21 protein-coding genes are annotated in these 17081 nt (G+C 59.4%); 6 read left to right on the top strand and 15 right to left on the bottom strand.

What is annotated here, in order from left to right:
- Positions 1-58 precede the first annotated feature (58 nt).
- The 13 genes from rpsC to E4021_RS08680 form a co-directional block, all read right to left on the bottom strand.
- Positions 59-817, bottom strand: a complete 759-nt coding sequence (rpsC, locus tag E4021_RS08740; RefSeq protein WP_136458449.1) for a 30S ribosomal protein S3 — start codon at positions 815-817, stop codon at positions 59-61.
- Between the two features lie 6 nt (positions 818-823).
- A complete protein-coding gene (rplV, locus tag E4021_RS08735) occupies positions 824-1222 on the bottom strand; it encodes a 50S ribosomal protein L22 (protein ID WP_136458447.1) in 399 nt (132 codons plus the stop codon).
- A gap of 122 nt (positions 1223-1344) precedes the next feature.
- Positions 1345-1614 carry a 30S ribosomal protein S19 gene (gene rpsS / locus E4021_RS08730; RefSeq protein WP_136458445.1) on the bottom strand — a complete coding sequence of 90 codons (270 nt, stop codon included), beginning with the start codon at positions 1612-1614 and terminating at the stop codon, positions 1345-1347.
- A gap of 3 nt (positions 1615-1617) precedes the next feature.
- Positions 1618-2454 (bottom strand): 50S ribosomal protein L2, encoded by an 837-nt coding sequence (gene rplB, locus E4021_RS08725; RefSeq protein ID WP_136458443.1) that lies wholly within the window; start codon positions 2452-2454, stop codon positions 1618-1620.
- Between the two features lie 87 nt (positions 2455-2541).
- Positions 2542-2838 carry a 50S ribosomal protein L23 gene (gene rplW, locus E4021_RS08720; protein WP_136458441.1) on the bottom strand — a complete coding sequence of 99 codons (297 nt, stop codon included), beginning with the start codon at positions 2836-2838 and terminating at the stop codon, positions 2542-2544.
- Positions 2831-3484 (bottom strand): 50S ribosomal protein L4, encoded by a 654-nt coding sequence (rplD, locus tag E4021_RS08715; protein WP_136458440.1) that lies wholly within the window; start codon positions 3482-3484, stop codon positions 2831-2833. Before rplD ends, rplW begins: the two co-directional genes overlap by 8 nt.
- Positions 3485-3511: 27 nt before the next feature.
- A complete protein-coding gene (rplC, locus tag E4021_RS08710; RefSeq protein WP_136458438.1) occupies positions 3512-4132 on the bottom strand; it encodes a 50S ribosomal protein L3 in 621 nt (206 codons plus the stop codon).
- 124 nt (positions 4133-4256) lie between these two features.
- Positions 4257-4565, bottom strand: coding sequence for a 30S ribosomal protein S10 (rpsJ, locus tag E4021_RS08705; RefSeq protein WP_099106033.1), 309 nt, complete (start codon positions 4563-4565; stop codon positions 4257-4259).
- Between the two features lie 127 nt (positions 4566-4692).
- Positions 4693-6825, bottom strand: a complete 2133-nt coding sequence (gene fusA, locus E4021_RS08700) for an elongation factor G (RefSeq protein ID WP_136458436.1) — start codon at positions 6823-6825, stop codon at positions 4693-4695.
- Between the two features lie 46 nt (positions 6826-6871).
- Positions 6872-7348, bottom strand: a complete 477-nt coding sequence (gene rpsG / locus E4021_RS08695) for a 30S ribosomal protein S7 (RefSeq protein WP_136458434.1) — start codon at positions 7346-7348, stop codon at positions 6872-6874.
- 71 nt (positions 7349-7419) lie between these two features.
- A complete protein-coding gene (gene rpsL, locus E4021_RS08690) occupies positions 7420-7794 on the bottom strand; it encodes a 30S ribosomal protein S12 (protein ID WP_104419864.1) in 375 nt (124 codons plus the stop codon).
- Between the two features lie 269 nt (positions 7795-8063).
- Complete coding sequence (gene ftsY / locus E4021_RS08685) at positions 8064-9026, bottom strand: signal recognition particle-docking protein FtsY (RefSeq protein WP_136458432.1); 963 nt, start codon at positions 9024-9026, stop codon at positions 8064-8066.
- 32 nt (positions 9027-9058) lie between these two features.
- Complete coding sequence (locus E4021_RS08680; protein ID WP_136458430.1) at positions 9059-9652, bottom strand: HAD family hydrolase; 594 nt, start codon at positions 9650-9652, stop codon at positions 9059-9061.
- 207 nt (positions 9653-9859) lie between these two features.
- Between E4021_RS08680 and E4021_RS08675 the strand changes: the two genes are divergently transcribed.
- On the top strand, positions 9860-10693 hold the full coding sequence (locus E4021_RS08675; protein ID WP_136458428.1) for an alpha/beta fold hydrolase: 834 nt from the start codon (positions 9860-9862) through the stop codon (positions 10691-10693).
- Between the two features lie 81 nt (positions 10694-10774).
- Here E4021_RS08675 and E4021_RS08670 read toward each other — a convergent pair whose 3' ends face one another.
- Positions 10775-11086 carry a F0F1 ATP synthase subunit epsilon gene (locus tag E4021_RS08670; protein ID WP_136458426.1) on the bottom strand — a complete coding sequence of 104 codons (312 nt, stop codon included), beginning with the start codon at positions 11084-11086 and terminating at the stop codon, positions 10775-10777.
- Positions 11087-11205: 119 nt separating this feature from the next.
- Entirely contained in the window at positions 11206-12723 is a 1518-nt protein-coding gene (atpD, locus tag E4021_RS08665) for a F0F1 ATP synthase subunit beta (protein ID WP_136458424.1), read from the bottom strand.
- Positions 12724-12949: 226 nt separating this feature from the next.
- On the opposite strand from atpD, the gene E4021_RS08660 reads away from it, so the two are divergent.
- From E4021_RS08660 to E4021_RS08640, 5 genes are all read left to right on the top strand, one after another.
- Complete coding sequence (locus E4021_RS08660; protein ID WP_136458422.1) at positions 12950-13519, top strand: HD domain-containing protein; 570 nt, start codon at positions 12950-12952, stop codon at positions 13517-13519.
- A gap of 57 nt (positions 13520-13576) precedes the next feature.
- Positions 13577-15589 carry a heavy metal translocating P-type ATPase gene (locus E4021_RS08655; RefSeq protein WP_136458420.1) on the top strand — a complete coding sequence of 671 codons (2013 nt, stop codon included), beginning with the start codon at positions 13577-13579 and terminating at the stop codon, positions 15587-15589.
- Positions 15590-15683: 94 nt separating this feature from the next.
- Complete coding sequence (locus tag E4021_RS08650) at positions 15684-16157, top strand: DUF6428 family protein (RefSeq protein ID WP_136458418.1); 474 nt, start codon at positions 15684-15686, stop codon at positions 16155-16157.
- A 3-nt stretch (positions 16158-16160) separates the two neighbouring features.
- Positions 16161-16484 carry an ArsR/SmtB family transcription factor gene (locus E4021_RS08645; RefSeq protein ID WP_136458416.1) on the top strand — a complete coding sequence of 108 codons (324 nt, stop codon included), beginning with the start codon at positions 16161-16163 and terminating at the stop codon, positions 16482-16484.
- A gap of 141 nt (positions 16485-16625) precedes the next feature.
- The gene (locus E4021_RS08640; RefSeq protein ID WP_136458414.1) at positions 16626-17045 is read left to right on the top strand and encodes an HYC_CC_PP family protein; all 420 of its coding nucleotides are present in this window, start codon (positions 16626-16628) and stop codon (positions 17043-17045) included.
- The last annotated feature ends 36 nt before the right edge of the window (positions 17046-17081 follow it).

Here is a 17081-nt window from a genome sequence, read left to right as displayed (position 1 = left end):
TCTCCGCCCGCTATGGGTTGGAAAGAAAGGCTACCGGCAAAGTAGTATTCTGCTATGGCTAGCGACGTCCGCCACCACCGCCTCCGCGGCGGCCTCCGCGTCCGCCTCCGCCGGCACCTCCGCCACCGCCACTGCGGCGATCGTCGCGGTCACCTTTGGTGGCCAGTCCGGCATTGGGGTTCAGGTCGCGCTTGCCGAGAACTTCACCCTTACAGAGCCATACCTTGATGCCGATGCGGCCATAAACGGTGTGTGCTTCTTTGTGGGCGTAGTCGATATCGGCACGGAAGGTGTGCAGGGGCGTACGGCCTTCCTTGTATTCTTCGGTGCGGCTCATGTCCGAACCGTTCAGACGACCGGAGATGCGGATCTTGATACCTTCAGCACCGGCACGCATGGTCGAGGCAATGCTCGTCTTGATGGCCCGGCGGTAGTTGATACGCGCTTCGATCTGATTGGCGATGGATTCGGCCACGATATTGGCATCGAGTTCCGGCTTGCGGATCTCAATGATGTTGATCTGAATGTCCTTGTCCGTAAGCCGGCGCAGCTCCTCACGGATCTGGTCGATCTCCTTACCTCCCTTACCGATAATGATACCGGGGCGCGAAGTGTGGATGGTGAGGGTGACCCGCTTAAGGGTACGCTCGATGATGATCCGGGCGATACCGCCTTTGTGGATACGGGTTTCGAGGTAGGTGCGCAGTTTTTCGTCTTCAATGACGTTGGCCGCGTAGTCTTTATCGGCGAACCAGTTGCTGTCCCAGCCGCGAATGTAACCGAGTCGGTTACCAATTGGATTTGTCTTCTGACCCATGGTATGTTATTCTTGGACGGTTTCGGGTTCGGACGCTTCCACTCCCTCGCTGGGCAGGGGAACGCTGTTGGATACTTTGATGGTAATATGGCAGCTGTGCTTCCGGATCCGGTGCGCACGACCGTGGGGGGCCGGACGGAACCGCTTGATCTGGGCACCGGCGTCGGCAAAGATCTCGTTGATCACCAGGTCATACTCATCGGCACTTTCCAGGCCGTCGGTCTTGTACTCCCAGTTGGCAATGGCCGAAAGCAGGTTCTTGCGCAGCCAGATGGCGGCTTCCTGCTTGCTGTACTCCAGAATACCCAGAGCCTCACCTACCCGCTTGCCGCGGATCAGGTCGACGACGAGCCGCATCTTGCGGACCGACATCGGAATGCTATTTAAACTTGCTGTTGCTTCCATTAGATAGGATAAATTACGAGGGAACGGGTTAGTAAGCCGGGCCGGAATCCCGACGAGGACCTACTCTTCCTTCACTCTGTTAAGTACACTAGCCCGGAAGCACCGGACTAGTGTATCAAGGACTATTTCTTCTTGCCGCCGTGGCCGCGGAAGGAACGCGTAGGGGCAAACTCACCGAGCTTGTGTCCTACCATGTTCTCCGTGACGTACACCGGAACGTGGGTTTTGCCGTTGTGGACCGCGATGGTCAGGCCAACCATATCGGGAACGATCATGGATGCCCGCGACCAGGTCTTGATCATGCCTTTGCGACCGCCGCCTTCCTGCGACTTTACGATCTTATCGTAAAGCTTGTGAAATACGTAGGGGCCTTTCTTGAGGGAACGTGCCATAATTTACTTCTTATTCTTGGTCTTGCGACGGCTGATGATCATTTTATTGCTTGCCTTGTTGACGTTGCGCGTCTTCTGGCCCTTGGCCATGATACCCGTGCGTGAACGCGGGTGACCGCCAGATGCACGTCCTTCACCACCACCCATGGGGTGATCGACCGGGTTCATGGCTACGCCACGGACGCGGGGACGGCGGCCCAACCAACGGTTACGACCGGCCTTACCGGCAACGGTCAGGGCATGGTCGGGGTTGGAGGTGGCACCGATGACGGCACGACAGGTCTTCAGGATGCGGCGAACCTCACCGCTGGGCAGCTTGACGGATACGAAGCGGCCTTCCTTACCCATCAGTACACCATTGGTTCCGGCCGAGCGGGCCAGGGCGGCACCTTTGCCGGGCTGCAGCTCGATGTTGTGGATCTGCGAACCCAGGGGTACGTCACCCAGCAGCATGCAATTCCCGATGTCGGGGGTTGCGTCGGGTCCGCTGTTGATGGTATCTCCTACGGTCAGGCCCTGCGGGGCGATGATGTAACGCTTCTCGCCGTCGGTGTACTCGACCAGGGCGATGAAGGCGGTGCGGTTGGGATCGTACTCGATGGTCTTCACCTCGGCACGGATGCCGTCTTTCTCCCGGCGGAAATCGACGATACGGTAGCGGCGCTTGTGGCCACCGCCGCGCTGACGCACGGTCATCTTGCCGGTGCGGTTACGTCCGCCGGTCCGCTTCACGGGGGCCAGCAGGCTCTTCTCCGGCTTGTCTCCCGTCAGTTCGGTAAACTTGTTACCTACGTGGAAGCGGGATCCGGCTGATACCGGCTTAAACTTCTTAATTGGCATTATTGCTCTGGTTGTCCGGTGAATCTCGGAGCAAAAAGACGGTACCCAGATCGACCCTGGCCCGCTGCTCCCCACCCACCGGGGTTTTTAATATTCGTTGTACAAGTCGATGGTGTCGCCTTCGATCAGGGTGATAACGGCTTTTTTGTAACCGGATACCCGACCGCGGATGACGCCCGACTTGGTCGATCTGTTTTTAGTCTTGCCCGGCATGTTCATCGTGTTGACCGAATCTACGGTTACCCCGTAGCGGGCCTCGACGGCGTTGCGGACCTGAATCTTGTTCGCGGATTTGTCCACCACGAAGGTGTACTGTTCCTGGTTTTCGCTGAGTAGCTCGGCCTTTTCCGAAACTACCGACTTGATGAGGATATTCTTAGCCATTGGTCGTTGTGGTTTCGAAGGGGGCGAATTGCTCCTTCAGTTTATCAATTGCACCCTCGGCGATGAGGATCGTGGAGGCGCGCATTACTTCGTAGGTGTTTAGGGCACCGGCACTGACGATGGTGCTGTTGGGCAGGTTGCGGCCGCTGCGAAAGACGTTGGCGTTGTTCTCGGCGGTGATCAGCAGTACCTTTCCTTCGGTGGCCTTTACGGCATCCAGGAATTTAACGAATTCCTTGGTCTTCGGGGCATCGAACTGGAGATCTTCTACCAGTTTGATCTTTCCGTCAGCGGCCTTGGCCGAAAGTGCGGAAGCCCGGGCGGTCAGTTTGACGCGCTTGTTGAGCTTGATGCCGTAGGTACGGGGGCGGGGGCCGAAGATGCGTCCACCACTGCGGAAGAGGGGGTTCTTGATGTCGCCCTTCCGCGATCCACCGGTACCCTTCTGCTTGTGCAGCTTCTTGGTGGAACCGGCTACTTCGCCGCGCTCCTTGGCCTTGTGGGTACCCTGCCGCTGGGCGGCCAGGTAGGCCTTGACGGCCAGGTATACGGCGTGCTCGTTCGGAGCGATGCCAAAGATGTTTTCGGGCAGCTCGACCTCACGGCCGGTTTCGGCACCCGTTGCACTATGAACTTGCAGTTTCATGTTTATCTGTTTTTTGTGGCGGGTGCCTTACTTGTGAAGAATTACGGTTCCCCCCTTGGGTCCGGGTACGGCGCCCTTTACCAGGATCAGGTTGCGGTCAGGGAATACTTTCAGTACCCGAAGGTTCTTGATCGTGACCCTTCCACCACCGTCGCGGCCGGCCATCCGCATGCCCTTGAAAACGCGGGCGGGGTAGCTGGCGGCACCAATCGAGCCGGGGGCCCGTTGGCGGTTGTGCTGACCGTGGGTGGCGTCGTTTACGCCCTTGAAGTTGTGGCGCTTTACTACGCCCTGGAAACCTTTACCCTTGCTGGTACCGACGGCAGCACAGAGGTCGCCTTCCACGAATACCTCATCGACGGTGACGGTGTCGCCCAGCGCCTTGGTGAGGTTCATGTCACGGAACTCGATGACGTCGGTCTTCGGAGAGGTGTCTGCGGCCTTGAAGTGGCCGGCCAGCTGCTTGCTGGTCTTCTTTTCCTTGCGCTCGCCGTAGGCCAGCTGCAGGGCGTTGTACTGATCCGTATCGTCAGTTTTAACCTGCGTAACTACGCAGGGTCCGGCCTCAATGACCGTACAGGCCACGTTGCGGCCCGCATCGTCGAAGATGGATGTCATCCCGACTTTCTTACCAATTATACCGTTCATTGGTCTAAATTTATCCGCCTTCCCCGCTGATGGGGAGCGGGCGGTATGCTCCCGGCCTACTGAGGAAAGGAGCAGTTAACTAAATAATGGTCCAACCGCCGCCGAAGCGGCAAGCGAGCAGCGCTTACGTCAGCTTCACCTGAATGTCTACCCCACTGGGAAGCTCCAGCTTCGCCAGGGCATCCACCGTCTTTTGGTTGGGGGTATAGATCTCGATGAGGCGCTTGTGGGTGCGCAATTGAAACTGCTCCCGGGATTTCTTATTTACGTGCGGCGAGCGCAGAACGGTGTAAATATCTTTCTCGGTGGGCAGCGGAATCGGGCCGGTTACAATGGCCCCACTGTTCTTAACGGTCTTGACGATCTTCTCGGTGGACTTGTCTACCAGGTTATGATCGTAGGACCGCAGCTTAATGCGAATTTTCTGATTCATGCCAGTTTTAAATTTCAAGATGGTAAGGAGTAAGGGAGTAAAGGAGTGCGGGCCTAGCCCGATAAAACTCCCTTACGCCTTTAGCCCTTGAGATCCGAAGAGCATTCTCTCCGGGGTTGATTAGTGTTTAAGCCTCGCCGCGAGCTTTGGCAATGATCTCCTTGGCTACGCCTTGGGGGGCCTCGGCGTAGTGGCTGAAGGTCATGCTGGAGTTGGCACGGCCGGAAGTGATGGTACGCAGGTCGGTGACGTAGCCGAACATTTCGCTCAGGGGCACGTCGGCGGTGATCCGCACGGCACCACCGGTCACGGGGTTCTGTCCTTTCGGCAGGCCACGGCGACGGTTGAGGTCGCCGATCACGTTACCGGTGTATTCCTCCGGGGTGATGATGACCACTTCCATGATCGGTTCGAGCAACTTGGGCTGGGCCTGATTGGCGGCAGCCTTGAAGCCTTCCTTGGCACAGAGTTCGAAAGCGATCGGCTTGGAGTCGACCGAGTGCATGGCACCGTCGAATACCCGAACCTTCATGCTGTCGATGGTGTAGCCGGCCAGGACGCCGTTCTTCATCATCGCCTTGAATCCGTCGCGGATCGGCTTCTGGTAGTTCTTGTCGATCGAGCCACCTACGATGTCCCAAACGAACTGCAAACTTTCCTTGCCGCTCTTGAAGTCCTCGCTTTCCAGGAACTCTTCGTCGGCGGGGCCGAGGTCGAAGCTCATGTCGGCGAACAGACCCGAACCACCGGACTGCTTCTTCAGGCGCTCACGGTGCGTGACGGTATTGAAGAGTGCCTCCTTGTAGTTAACCTGGGGAGCACCGACGTTGGCTTCCACCTTGAACTCGCGCTTGAGGCGGTCCACGATGATTTCCAGGTGTAGCTCACCCATACCGCTGATGACGGTCTGGTTGGTGTCCTCGTCGTACTTGACCTGGAAGGTGGGATCCTCCTCGGCCAGTTTACTCAGGGCCATGCCCAGCTTGTCGATGTCTTTCTGCGTCTTGGGCTCCACCGCTACACCGATCACGGGGTCGGGGAACACCATGCTTTCCAGCACGATGGGGTGGTCGGCATCACACAGGGTATCTCCGGTGCGGATGTCCTTGAAACCTACGGCGGCGGCGATGTCACCGGCTTCTACCCTGTCGATGCTTTCCTGCTTGTTAGCGTGCATCTGGTAGAGGCGCGAGATCCGCTCTTTGGAGTCGCTGCGGGTATTCTTCACGTAGGATCCAGCTTCGAGCTTACCCGAGTAGACCCGCATGAAGGCCAGGCGGCCCACGAAGGGGTCAGTGGCGATCTTGAAGGCCAGCGCGGCGAAGGGCTCGTCCACGGAGGGCTTACGGGTGAGGATCTTCTCCTCATCGTCGGGGTGGGTACCCTTGATCGGGGGTACGTCGATCGGGCTGGGCAGGTAAGCACAGACGGCGTCAAGCACGGCCTGTACACCCTTGTTCTTGAAGGCGGAACCGCACATCATGGGTACGAAGGCGGCATCCGTGACGGCGTCGCGGACAGCCTTGCGGACCTCCTCTACGCTGATGCTTTCGGGATCCTCGAAGTACTTTTCCAGCAGGCTTTCGTCGTATTCGGCTACGGCTTCGAGCAGCTTCTCGCGCCACTCACCAACGGTTTCGACCAGATCCTCGGGGGTTTCGATCACTTCGAAGGTCATGCCCTGGTCCTCTTCGTTCCAGACGATGGCCTGCATGGTGATCAGGTCAACTACGCCCTTGAAGCGCTCCTCGGCACCGATGGGTACCTGCAGGGGGATCGCCTTGGAACCGAGCTTTTCCTCTACGTCTTTGACGACGGCGAAGAAGTCAGCGCCCGAACGGTCCATCTTGTTGACGAATCCAATGCGGGGCACCTTGTAGTTGTTGGCCAGGCGCCAGTTGGTTTCCGACTGGGGCTCAACACCGGATACGGCGCAGAACAGAAATACCAGACCATCCAGTACGCGCAGCGAGCGGTTCACCTCTACGGTAAAGTCCACGTGGCCGGGGGTATCGATGATGTTGAAGGTATAGCTCTGATCTTTCCAGATCCACTTGGTGTGGGTAGCGGCCGAAGTAATGGTGATACCACGCTCCTGCTCTTGCTCCATCCAGTCCATGGTGGCCGCACCGTCGTGCACCTCACCGATCTTGTGGGAGATGCCGGTGTAGTAAAGAATGCGTTCGGTAGTGGTGGTCTTACCCGCATCGATGTGGGCAGCAATACCGATGTTTCGGGTATATTTCAGATCCGTTGCCATGGCAGGGAGTTTTAAATTTTAGTTGTAAAATTGAAAGGGGTCAATTTTACCGCCCGTAGTGGGCAAAGGCACGGTTGGATTCGGCCATCTTGTGGGTCTCTTCCTTCCGCTTTACGGCCAGTCCTTCGTTGCGGCTGGCGGCGAGCAGTTCGGCGGCGAGCTTCTCGGCGAAACCCTTGCCGCTGCGCTGGCGGGCGAAACGAACGAGCCACTTCATGCCGATCGACATTTTCCGCTTGCCGCGGATCTCGGTCGGGATCTGGAAGGTAGCACCGCCGATGCGGCGACTGCGGACCTCAACCTGCGGCATGGCATTGTTGATGGCGCGCTTCCACACTTCGTATTCGTCGATCTCTTCGTTGGCGATCCGTTCCTTGATGATGTCCATGGCATCATAGAAGACGGCGAATGCCGTGCTCTTCTTACCGGAGTACATCAGGTTGTTAACGAACTGGGTGACCAGCGTGTCCCCGAAGCGGGGGTCCGGAGTAACGATCCGGAGTTTTGGTTTTCTTTTACGCATTGTTGCTTAGCTTCAGATGGTCGTTCCCGACCGGTGGCCACCTATTGGGAGGTGCACCTCTTACTTATTAATTACTTTTTTGGACGCTTGGCACCGTACTTCGAGCGGGCCTGCTTACGGTTGGCAACGCCGGCCGTATCCAGGGCTCCACGTACGATGGTGTAGCGCACACCGGGTAGGTCTTTTACACGACCGCCGCGGATCAGCACGATGCTGTGTTCTTGGAGGTTGTGTCCTTCACCGGGGATATAGGCGATCACCTCGATACCGTTGGTAAGACGCACTTTAGCCACCTTCCGCAGGGCGGAGTTAGGCTTCTTGGGCGTGGTGGTGTACACACGGGTACAGACGCCGCGTTTTTGCGGACAGGCATCCAGGGCGCGCGACTTGCTCGACTCCTTGATCTGCTTGCGGCCCTTCCGCACTAGTTGATTGATTGTAGGCATACGTTTTCTTTGCTTTACGAACGCTTTTTATATTACCAGAGGCCTACCTCCTGAAAAAGCGAGCACAAAGGTATAATTTTCTTTTGGTAAAACCTAACGTACTGACGCTCCGTATCATTTTTTTGCGGCGGAGCGCCGGTGCCGCATGCGTCAGCCGCAGGCGCTGCCGCACAGGGTGGCAAAGCCGGATTGCCCGTACCCACTCCCCTGGCGCCTTTGCCGGACCCTGGAACCCGCGCTCCGGCGGCCCGATATCCCAAGCGGAAAATTTAGAAAGTATCTCCGAAAAGGCTGTCCACGAAGGCCCGTTTGTTGAAGACCTGCAGGTGGTCGATGCCCTCCCCGACCCCGATATAGCGGATCGGGACGCGGAACTGGTCGGTGATTCCGATGGCGACGCCGCCCTTCGCCGTGCCGTCTAGCTTGGTGAGGGTGAGGGCGTTCACCTCGGTGGCTTCCGTGAAGGCCTTGGCCTGCTCAATGGCGTTCTGGCCGGTGGTGGCGTCCAGTACGAGCATCACCTCATGGGGGGCACCCGGCATGGCTTTGGTGACGGAGCGCTTGATCTTGGAGAGCTCCTTCATCAGATTGAACTTCGTGTGGAGGCGACCGGCCGTATCGATGATGGCCACGTCGCAGTTGTTCTTCTTGGCGTACTGCACCGTCTCGTAGGCCACGGCTGCCGGATCGGTGTTCATGCCCTTGCTGTAGAAGTCGCACCCGACGCGCTCGGCCCAGATGCCCAGTTGGTCAACGGCCGCGGCACGGAAGGTATCGGCCGCCCCGAGTACCACCTTGTGGCCGCGCTGCTGGAACTGGTGGGCAAGTTTGCCGATGGTGGTGGTCTTCCCTACCCCGTTGACGCCGACGACCAGGATGATGGCGGGGCGCTCGGTGGTGGGCAGCTCGTAGTCGTCGTAGTCTTCCTGGTTCTGCTCGGCCAGCAGTTTGACGATTTCGTCGCGCAGGATCTCGTTCAGCTCACTGGTATTGAGGTAACGTTCCTCGGCGACGCGCGCCTCGATGCGCTCGATGATCTTGATGGTGGTGTCGAGCCCGACGTCGCTGCTGATGAGCACGCTCTCGAGCTCGTCGAGCACTTCCTCATCCACCTGGTCCTTGCCGGCTACGGCCCGACCGAGCTTATTGAAAAATCCCTGTTTGGTCTTTTCCAGGCCCTTGTCGAGGTCCTCTTTCTTTTCGGGGGTAAAAAACTTCTTGAAGAAACTCATACGTCGGCTGTTTGCAGCCGCGAAGGTAACGTTTACCGCCTGGATAGCGGACGGGGCAAGCGCAAGCGGGGCAGGGAGAAACCACCAGTGCGGGGCTTCGCCGGCGGACACTCTCCGGCGGCCGGCAGGTGCTGCAGCAAGAAGTTGGGCAACTGGATTAGGGAGTCCAGCATGGCGTGGTGGGGGGCCACGGCCAGTTCATTGTAGGTGTGACGCCCGTTGCAAATGGCCAGGGCGAAATGTACGCGGGCCGCGAAGGCCTGCTCGAGCAGGCGGGGCGTATCGGCCGCCACGAAGCAGAGGCCGGGGCTGTCGAGGCCGGCGTTCTCCTGGGCCAGACGCACCGGATTGTCCTTTTCGGACTGCCGGGTGATGATCTCCTGTACCGTTCCGGTCTCGTCGACCGACCACCCCAGGCGGCGCAGCAGGAGCCGCGTATCGTCGCGGTCGTAATCGCTAAGCAGGCAAATGCGCACGCCGCGCTTGCGCAACCAGGTGAAGGTGGCTTCCACGCCGGGCATCTTCTCCAGGGAAGCGGTGGGCAGGAAGCGGTCCATACCCTCCTGCACCCCAACGCACATGTCGTTGAGCCGGAAAACGGCGAGTTGGAGATGACGATCGCTCATCCTGCTTGGGTGAAAGGTCACGGGGTGATAGAATAATTTTGTGCTGCACTAAAACAGTGGCTGGCAGCGGTTTGCGACCGTGAATTTAAGGCATAGAATTAGGCCGCGCCCGCTTGCGGCCCGGATTTAATGTAGGCTTAATACCAGCGGCGCTTTTCGGGGCTTTACCTTACAAACCCTTAACGATGGTCCGACGTTAGTACCCCTATGGAGCAAAAAGTCCGCGCGGCCGGCATTCTACACCACACGATCTACCGGCAGGACGCGCCGGCCGAGTGGATGGTATTCATTCACGGCGCCGGGGGCAGCTCCATCACCTGGAAGCACCAGGTCAAGGCCTTTAAGCCCTTCTTCAATCTCCTGCTGATCGACATGCGCGACCACGGGTACAGCAAGGACCTGGAGCCCGAGTACAGCAGCTACGATTTCGACATCGTGACCGATGACGTGCTGCGCACCATCGACCACGTGGGCGTGACCCGCGCACACTTCCTCTCCCTTTCGCTGGGCAGTATTGTACTGCAGCGGCTTTACGACCGCCGCCCCGAACTCATCGAGTCCATGATCATGGCCGGCGGGGTGTTCAAGGCCGACTGGAAAATCAGGCTGTTCGCACACAGCGGGAAGTTCCTCAGCTACTTCGTTCCCTTCCGCTGGATTTACGACACCTTCATCCTGATCGTGCTGCCGCGGGAGAACCACGCGCCCAGTCGCCGACTTTACCGCTTGCAGTCGAAGAAACTCACGCCCGGTGAGTTTCTCAAGTGGCTGGGCCTGTACCGCGACTTCTTTTCCATCGTGAAGAGGTTCTACCGGCGCAAGCTGCGCACCTCAAGTTTGATCGTCATGGGCGGGCAGGATCACGTGTTCCTGGAGGCCGCCGAGCGCTTCGCCAAGAAGCAGGCCCACCACGCCCAGCTCGTAGTGCTGGAGGGTTGCGGCCACCTATGCAACCTGGAAGAAGTGCAGCGCTTCAATGAGGCTGTGCTGAAATTCCTTGGTAAGCCCGTGACGGTGACCACACATTCGGCCACCCCCTGACCGGGATCAACGCAGATAAGGGCTACCCGGCGAGGGAACTCCTGTGAAAAACCGTAATAGAATAATGGAGGGCCGAGTGCCCTAGCGCATGTTGCGCGCGCCCTGTACGAGAAGATTCACCTCGTTATTGAGCACCTCCACGAATCCGCGATCAATGGTGAAGGTGAGGCTGCGGTTGGGCGTGCTGTCCTTGGACATGCCCTTCTTATCCTCATCGTAGTAACTGTAATCGCCGGTGGCCGTCACCATGGTTACGCGACCTTCCGTGAGGCTGGAAACCAGGGGGGCGTGGTTGTCCAGCAACTGGAAGCTACCGTCGGTTCCGGGCAGGGTGACCCTGGCTACGTTACCGGTGAAGATGGTGCGGTCGGGGGAGAGGATGGAAATCTTCATAGTAGTCGCGTTCGGTGGGTCGGTACGGTCTGAGGGGCGGTGACTGCGGCGGTATCAGAGTACCGTAGTACGGTACTTATGTACAATCGTACTACGGTACTTTGGCACTGCCGTACTGATTACGCTACGTTAGCGGCGAGTTGCTTTTCTCCCTTGGCGATGGCGTCCTCAATGGTGCCGACCAGGTTGAAAGCGTCTTCGGGGTACTTGTCGACTTCACCGTCGATGATCATGTTGAACCCTTTGATGGTATCCTTGATGTCGACGAATACTCCCTTGAGGCCGGTAAATTGCTCAGCTACGTGGAAGGGCTGGCTGAGGAAGCGCTGTACCCGGCGGGCGCGGCTTACGACCAGTTTGTCCTCCTCGCTCAGTTCGTCGAGTCCGAGAATGGCGATGATGTCCAGCAGCTCGTTGTAACGGGCCAGGATGTTGATCACGCGCTGGGCGGTGTTGTAGTGCTCTTCACCGATGATGGCGGGATCGAGGATCCGGCTGGTGCTGTCGAGGGGGTCTACGGCGGGGTAGATGCCCTGGGAAGCGATCTTCCGGTTCAGTACCGTGGTAGCATCAAGGTGAGCGAAGGTCGTTGCGGGGGCGGGGTCGGTAAGGTCATCCGCGGGAACGTATACGGCCTGCACCGAGGTGATGGATCCCCGCTTGGTGGAGGTGATCCGCTCCTGCATCAGACCCATTTCCGTGGCCAGGGTGGGCTGGTAGCCTACGGCGGAGGGCATCCGGCCCAGCAGGGCGGATACTTCCGAACCGGCCTGGGTGAAGCGGAAGATGTTGTCGACGAAGAAGAGGATGTCGCGACCGCCGGTGGGGTCGCTCAGGTCGCCATCGCGGTAGTATTCCGCGATGGTCAGTCCCGAAAGGGCTACCCGGGCGCGGGCGCCGGGAGGCTCGTTCATCTGTCCGAAGACGAAGGTGGCCTTCGACTGCTCGAGTTCCTTCATGTCCACTTTGCTGAGGTCCCAGCCGCCATGCTCCATGTCCTCCTTGAAGGCATCGCCGTAGCGGATAATGCCGGCTTCGATCATTTCGCGCAGCAGGTCATTTCCTTCACGGGTACGCTCTCCTACCCCGGCGAATACCGAGATACCGTCGTAGCCCTTGGCGATGTTGTTGATGAGCTCCTGGATGAGTACCGTCTTGCCTACTCCGGCACCGCCGAAGAGACCGATCTTGCCACCCTTGGTGTAGGGTTCGATGAGGTCGATCACCTTGATGCCGGTGAAAAGGGGCTCCCGGTCGGTAGCCAGGTTTTCAAACATGGGGGCCTCGGCGTGGATGGGCCGGGCGTTGGCTCCCTTCGGCACGGCGGGCATACCGTCGATCGGTTCGCCTACTACGTTGAAGAGGCGTCCTTTAATGGCCGGGCCGACGGGCATGGCGATGGGGATACCGGTGTCAACCACGTCGATTCCGCGGGTCAGTCCGTCGGTGGCATCCATGGCGATGGTCCGGACGGCGTCTTCGCCCAGGTGCTGTTGCACTTCGAGCACCAGCGTTTCCCCGTTCGTGCGGGTAATCTCTAGGGCGTTGAGGATGGCGGGCAGCGTGGCGCCTTCGGTGGCGAAGGATACGTCGACGACGGGTCCGATTACCTGCTGGACTTTACCGATGTTGGCCATTTATCTGAGCTTCTTAGTAAGGGAAGGGGTTACAATTGAGGCGCAAAAGTAAGAAAGGATTTCCAAACTTGGGAGCCGGCGACAAGATTCCCTGATCAGACGCTCCGTTTGGGCCGGTTAACGCTATAAAATGCAGGCTATTAATATTGTGTGTTACTTTTAGTGGTCCGGGCGCACGAGCGGCTTTCCGCGCGTTCACCCCCTCCGTTTCGCCACCTTCCGACCCATGAATCACCACCGCAGGACCATCCTCTACCGTGCCGGCCGCTACGTGACCCAGCTGCTGATTCACCAGTTGCCCAAGGATCGCGTGTTCCACAATCTCCACCATACGATCAACGTCACCCAGGGTGCCCTGAAGATCGGACAGGAGGAGCAACTGACCGACGAGGAACTGGAGATCGTTATGCTGGCCGCCTGGTTTCACGATACCGGCCACATCAAGACCTACACGGGCCACGAACAGGTCAGCATGCAAATCGCCCGCGACTGGCTGGAAGGGGAGAAATACCCCGCTCCCCGCATCGAATCGGTACTACGCTGTATCGAGGTGACCACTATGCCCCAGCGCCCCGAAACGAAAATGGAGGCCGTGATCTGCGACGCTGACCTGTACCACCTTTCCTTCAACACCTACGACCACTACCAGGAAATGCTGCGCGAGGAGTGGCGACGCGAACTGGGCATCGAGGTCAGTGACGAGGACTGGAACAAACAGAATGCTGCCTTCCTGACCGGCCACCACTATTTCACCGAATACGGGCGGGAGAATCTGGAAAGCCGAAAAACCGTATAGGCCGTCGATCAATACGTGCCGGGTCACCGTTGTACCCCGCACCCACCAAGGAACAGCATGGCCCACCCTCCCCCACCCAGTCCGGACGGCACTCCAGCCCCCGCATCCGACGCGCACGACCACGGCGGGGCACATGGTCTGCTGGGCGAGCGTACGGAACTCTACTTCGCCATTGCTAGCGGGGTGTTCTGGGCCGCGGGTCTGTTGTTGGTCCTGTTCGCGGACCTCCCCGAAACCGTGAGCATCGGCTTGTTTGCGGCCGCTATCCTATTCGGTGGCTACTACGCCACTATAGAGGCATACGAAGGCGTGAGCGCCGGACGCTTCCAGATCGACTTCCTGATGATCGTCGCCGCCGCGGGTGCCGCCGCCCTCGGCAAATGGGGAGAAGCCGCATTGCTCTTGTTCCTTTTCAGCCTGGGTCACGCACTGGAACACTACGCCATGGCCCGGGCGCGCAAATCCATTTCCGCCCTGGCGGACTTGGCGCCGGCCACCGCACTGCTCCGCGACGAGAACGGCGATACCCGGGAGGTAGACGTGGAAGAGCTGGCAGTTGGCGACGTGGTGGTGGTCAAACCGAACAGTAAGATCCCCGCCGACGGCGTGGTGATCACCGGCAACAGCGCGGTCGATCAGTCGGCCATCACCGGGGAAAGCGTACCGGTGGAAAAACTACCCGTCGCGGAACCCGACCGGACCTTCGACCTAGCGACCCTGCCGGCTGAACACCGCACTTTCGCCGGCACGGTCAACGGCAGTTCGGTGCTGGAAATCCGCGTTCTGAAGCCCGCCCGCGACAGTACCCTGGCCAAACTCGTAGTGCTGGTGCAGGAGGCCGAAAACCAGAAATCACCGACCCAGCACCTGACCGATAAATTTGAGCGCTATTACGTGCCCAGCGTCCTGTTGCTCGTCAGCGTCCTGCTGCTGGCTTTCCTGGTACTGGATGAGACCTTCGCCGAAAGTTTCTATCGCGCCATGGCCGTATTGGTAGCCGCCTCCCCCTGCGCCCTGGCCATCTCCACCCCGAGCGCCGTACTCGCCGGCGTGGCCCGCGCGGCGCAAAAAGGAGTGCTGATAAAGGGCGGACGGCCGCTCGAAGACCTGGGTGGGCTTACCGCCATCGCCTTCGACAAGACCGGCACCCTCACCGAGGGCAAACCCAAACTGACGGCCGTCCTGCCCGCCAACGGCACTACCCGGCGAGACCTGCTCTCCACCGCCGTAGCCGTGGAAGAACTCAGTGATCACCCCCTGGCCGCCGCGATCGTGGAGGGCGGCGAGGCCGAACTGAACGGCAGTGTGAAAGACCAGGCCAGCGAGCTGGAAGCCCTGACCGCCCGCGGCATCCGGGCCCGCTACCGGGGCGAAACGGTACACATTGGCAATCGCCGTCTGCTACAGGAAACTACCGGATCGGAAGTGCCTACCGAAATCGACCGGCAGATGACCGAACTGGAAACGGCCGGGCATACGGCCATGATCGTGCACCGCGGGAAGGAATACCTGGGCATCATTTCCGTAATGGATGTAGCGCGGCCCAGCGCCCGGCCCACGCTGGAAGCCCTCAGAGACCTGGGCATCGAACGCATGATCATGCTGACCGGCGACAACCAGCGCGTGGCCAACGCCGTGGCCGCAGAGATCGGCATCACCGATCCACTCGGCAGCCTGCTCCCCGAAGATAAGGTGGACGCCATCCTGCGTCTGAAGCAAGAAGAGGGCCGCGTAGCCATGATCGGCGATGGTGTGAACGATGCGCCCGCCATGGCCAGCAGCACCGTAGGCGTAGCCATGGGTGCCGCCGGTTCCGACGTGGCACTGGAAACCGCCGACGTAGCCCTCATGGCCGACCGCCTCGACAACCTGCCCTTTGCCATCGGACTGAGCCGCGCCGCCAGGCACATCATCCGGCAAAACCTGTGGATCAGCCTGGGCGTGGTAGCGATCCTCGTTCCCCTCACCCTGCTCGGCATCGCCACTCTCGGCCCGGCCGTAGTGGCCCACGAAGGTTCTACCATGGTCGTCGTCCTGAATGCCCTGCGCCTACTGGCCTACGACCGGTAAAGAGCAAGTCAAAAGAAATTTGAGCAACCATTCAACCCCAGTGACAACCACCGGTTATTTATAACAATATTGTTATATTGTAAAAATATCTGCCATGAAAGTCTCCGAGCTCAAGCATTTCCTGCGGTCGCGCGAACGATTCACCATTGCGCTGCCGGACGGCGCGCGTGTTCCCGGCCATTTCCACGTCACCGAGGTGGGGGAAGTGACCAAAAACTTCATCGATTGCGGCGGCACCCTGCGCCGGCAGCGGGCGGTCAGTCTGCAACTCTGGGCCGCGGACGACTACGATCACCGCTTGGCGCCCGGCAAGCTGATTCACATCCTGGAGCTGGCGGAAGCCAAACTTGGCCTCGGCGACCTCCCCCTGGAGGTAGAATACCAGGGTGCCGTAACGGTTGAAAAGTTCGGTTTGGAGGAGCGGGATGGCGAACTTCAACTGACCAGTCTGGTCACAGACTGCCTGGCTCGGGAAGCCTGCGGCGTACCCACTGAAAAATTCACTTCGCTGTCCGCGTTCACCGCCGCCACCGCGGGCGGCTGTACGCCCGGAAGCGGCTGCTGCTAGGTCATGGGCGTCACCAAAACAGAAGCCTATACCGAGGCGCAACTCCAGATGGCCGGATGGTACAAAGCTCTCGGCCACCCCGCGCGGATCGCCATCCTGGAGCACTTGCTGGAACAGGATTGCTGCATTTGCCAGGACCTGACCGAGGTGATCGACTTGTCCCAGCCCAGCCTTTCCCGTCACCTCGGAGAATTGCGCGATGCCGGCCTCATCGTGGGTAGCACCGCCGGAAACAGTCGGAGCTACTGCATCAATCCGGCACGCTGGCGGGAAGTACAAGCGGCCCTCAATGGGCTTTTTAACCGTTTTCGGGACGGCACGTGCTGAGGTTGCCCGGTACCCGCCGCGGATCAGTAACACCCATATAATCGTGAATTAACGCGCAATACCGCGGCGATCGCCAATTATCCTTCCCCTTTTCAACCCGATGCACAAGCTATCTGTATCTTAATTCGTTAGCTAACTGACGTGAACCAAATTCTTCCCCTTTTCCTGGCCTTTACCATGCTCGTCGGCTCCGTCGGCGTTACGGTGAACCGCCATTTCTGTATGGGGGAGCTCAAGTCACTCAGTCTGTTCGGTGACGAGCAGCCCTGCGATATGGCGCAGGTAAAGGTCAAGGCACCGGTTTGCCCCATGCACGCCGCCCCGGCCAAAAAAGGCTGCTGCGACGATGAGCACGAATTCGTGCAGTGGGACGACGATCGCCAACTCAGCGAAACGATCCCGTTGCCCGCGTTGGCCTGGGCACTGCCTGCCACCCCGCCCGCGCTGTTTCCCGAATTTGCCCTGCACCTGCGCGACGCCGCCCTGCGCCGCTTTCAAAATTACCGACCGCCCCCGCTCGTCATCGACGTGCCGAGCCGCTGGCAGGTCTTCCGTTTGTAGCATACGCCTTTCCCCCGATTGCCTTCTACCGCCCGC

The sequence above is a fragment of the Neolewinella litorea genome (assembly GCF_004803465.1).
In the GTDB taxonomy this organism is placed as follows: Bacteria; Bacteroidota; Bacteroidia; order Chitinophagales; family Saprospiraceae; genus Neolewinella; species Neolewinella litorea.
Note: the sequence above shows the minus strand (reverse complement) of the source record. Positions and strands in the feature narration are given on the sequence as shown.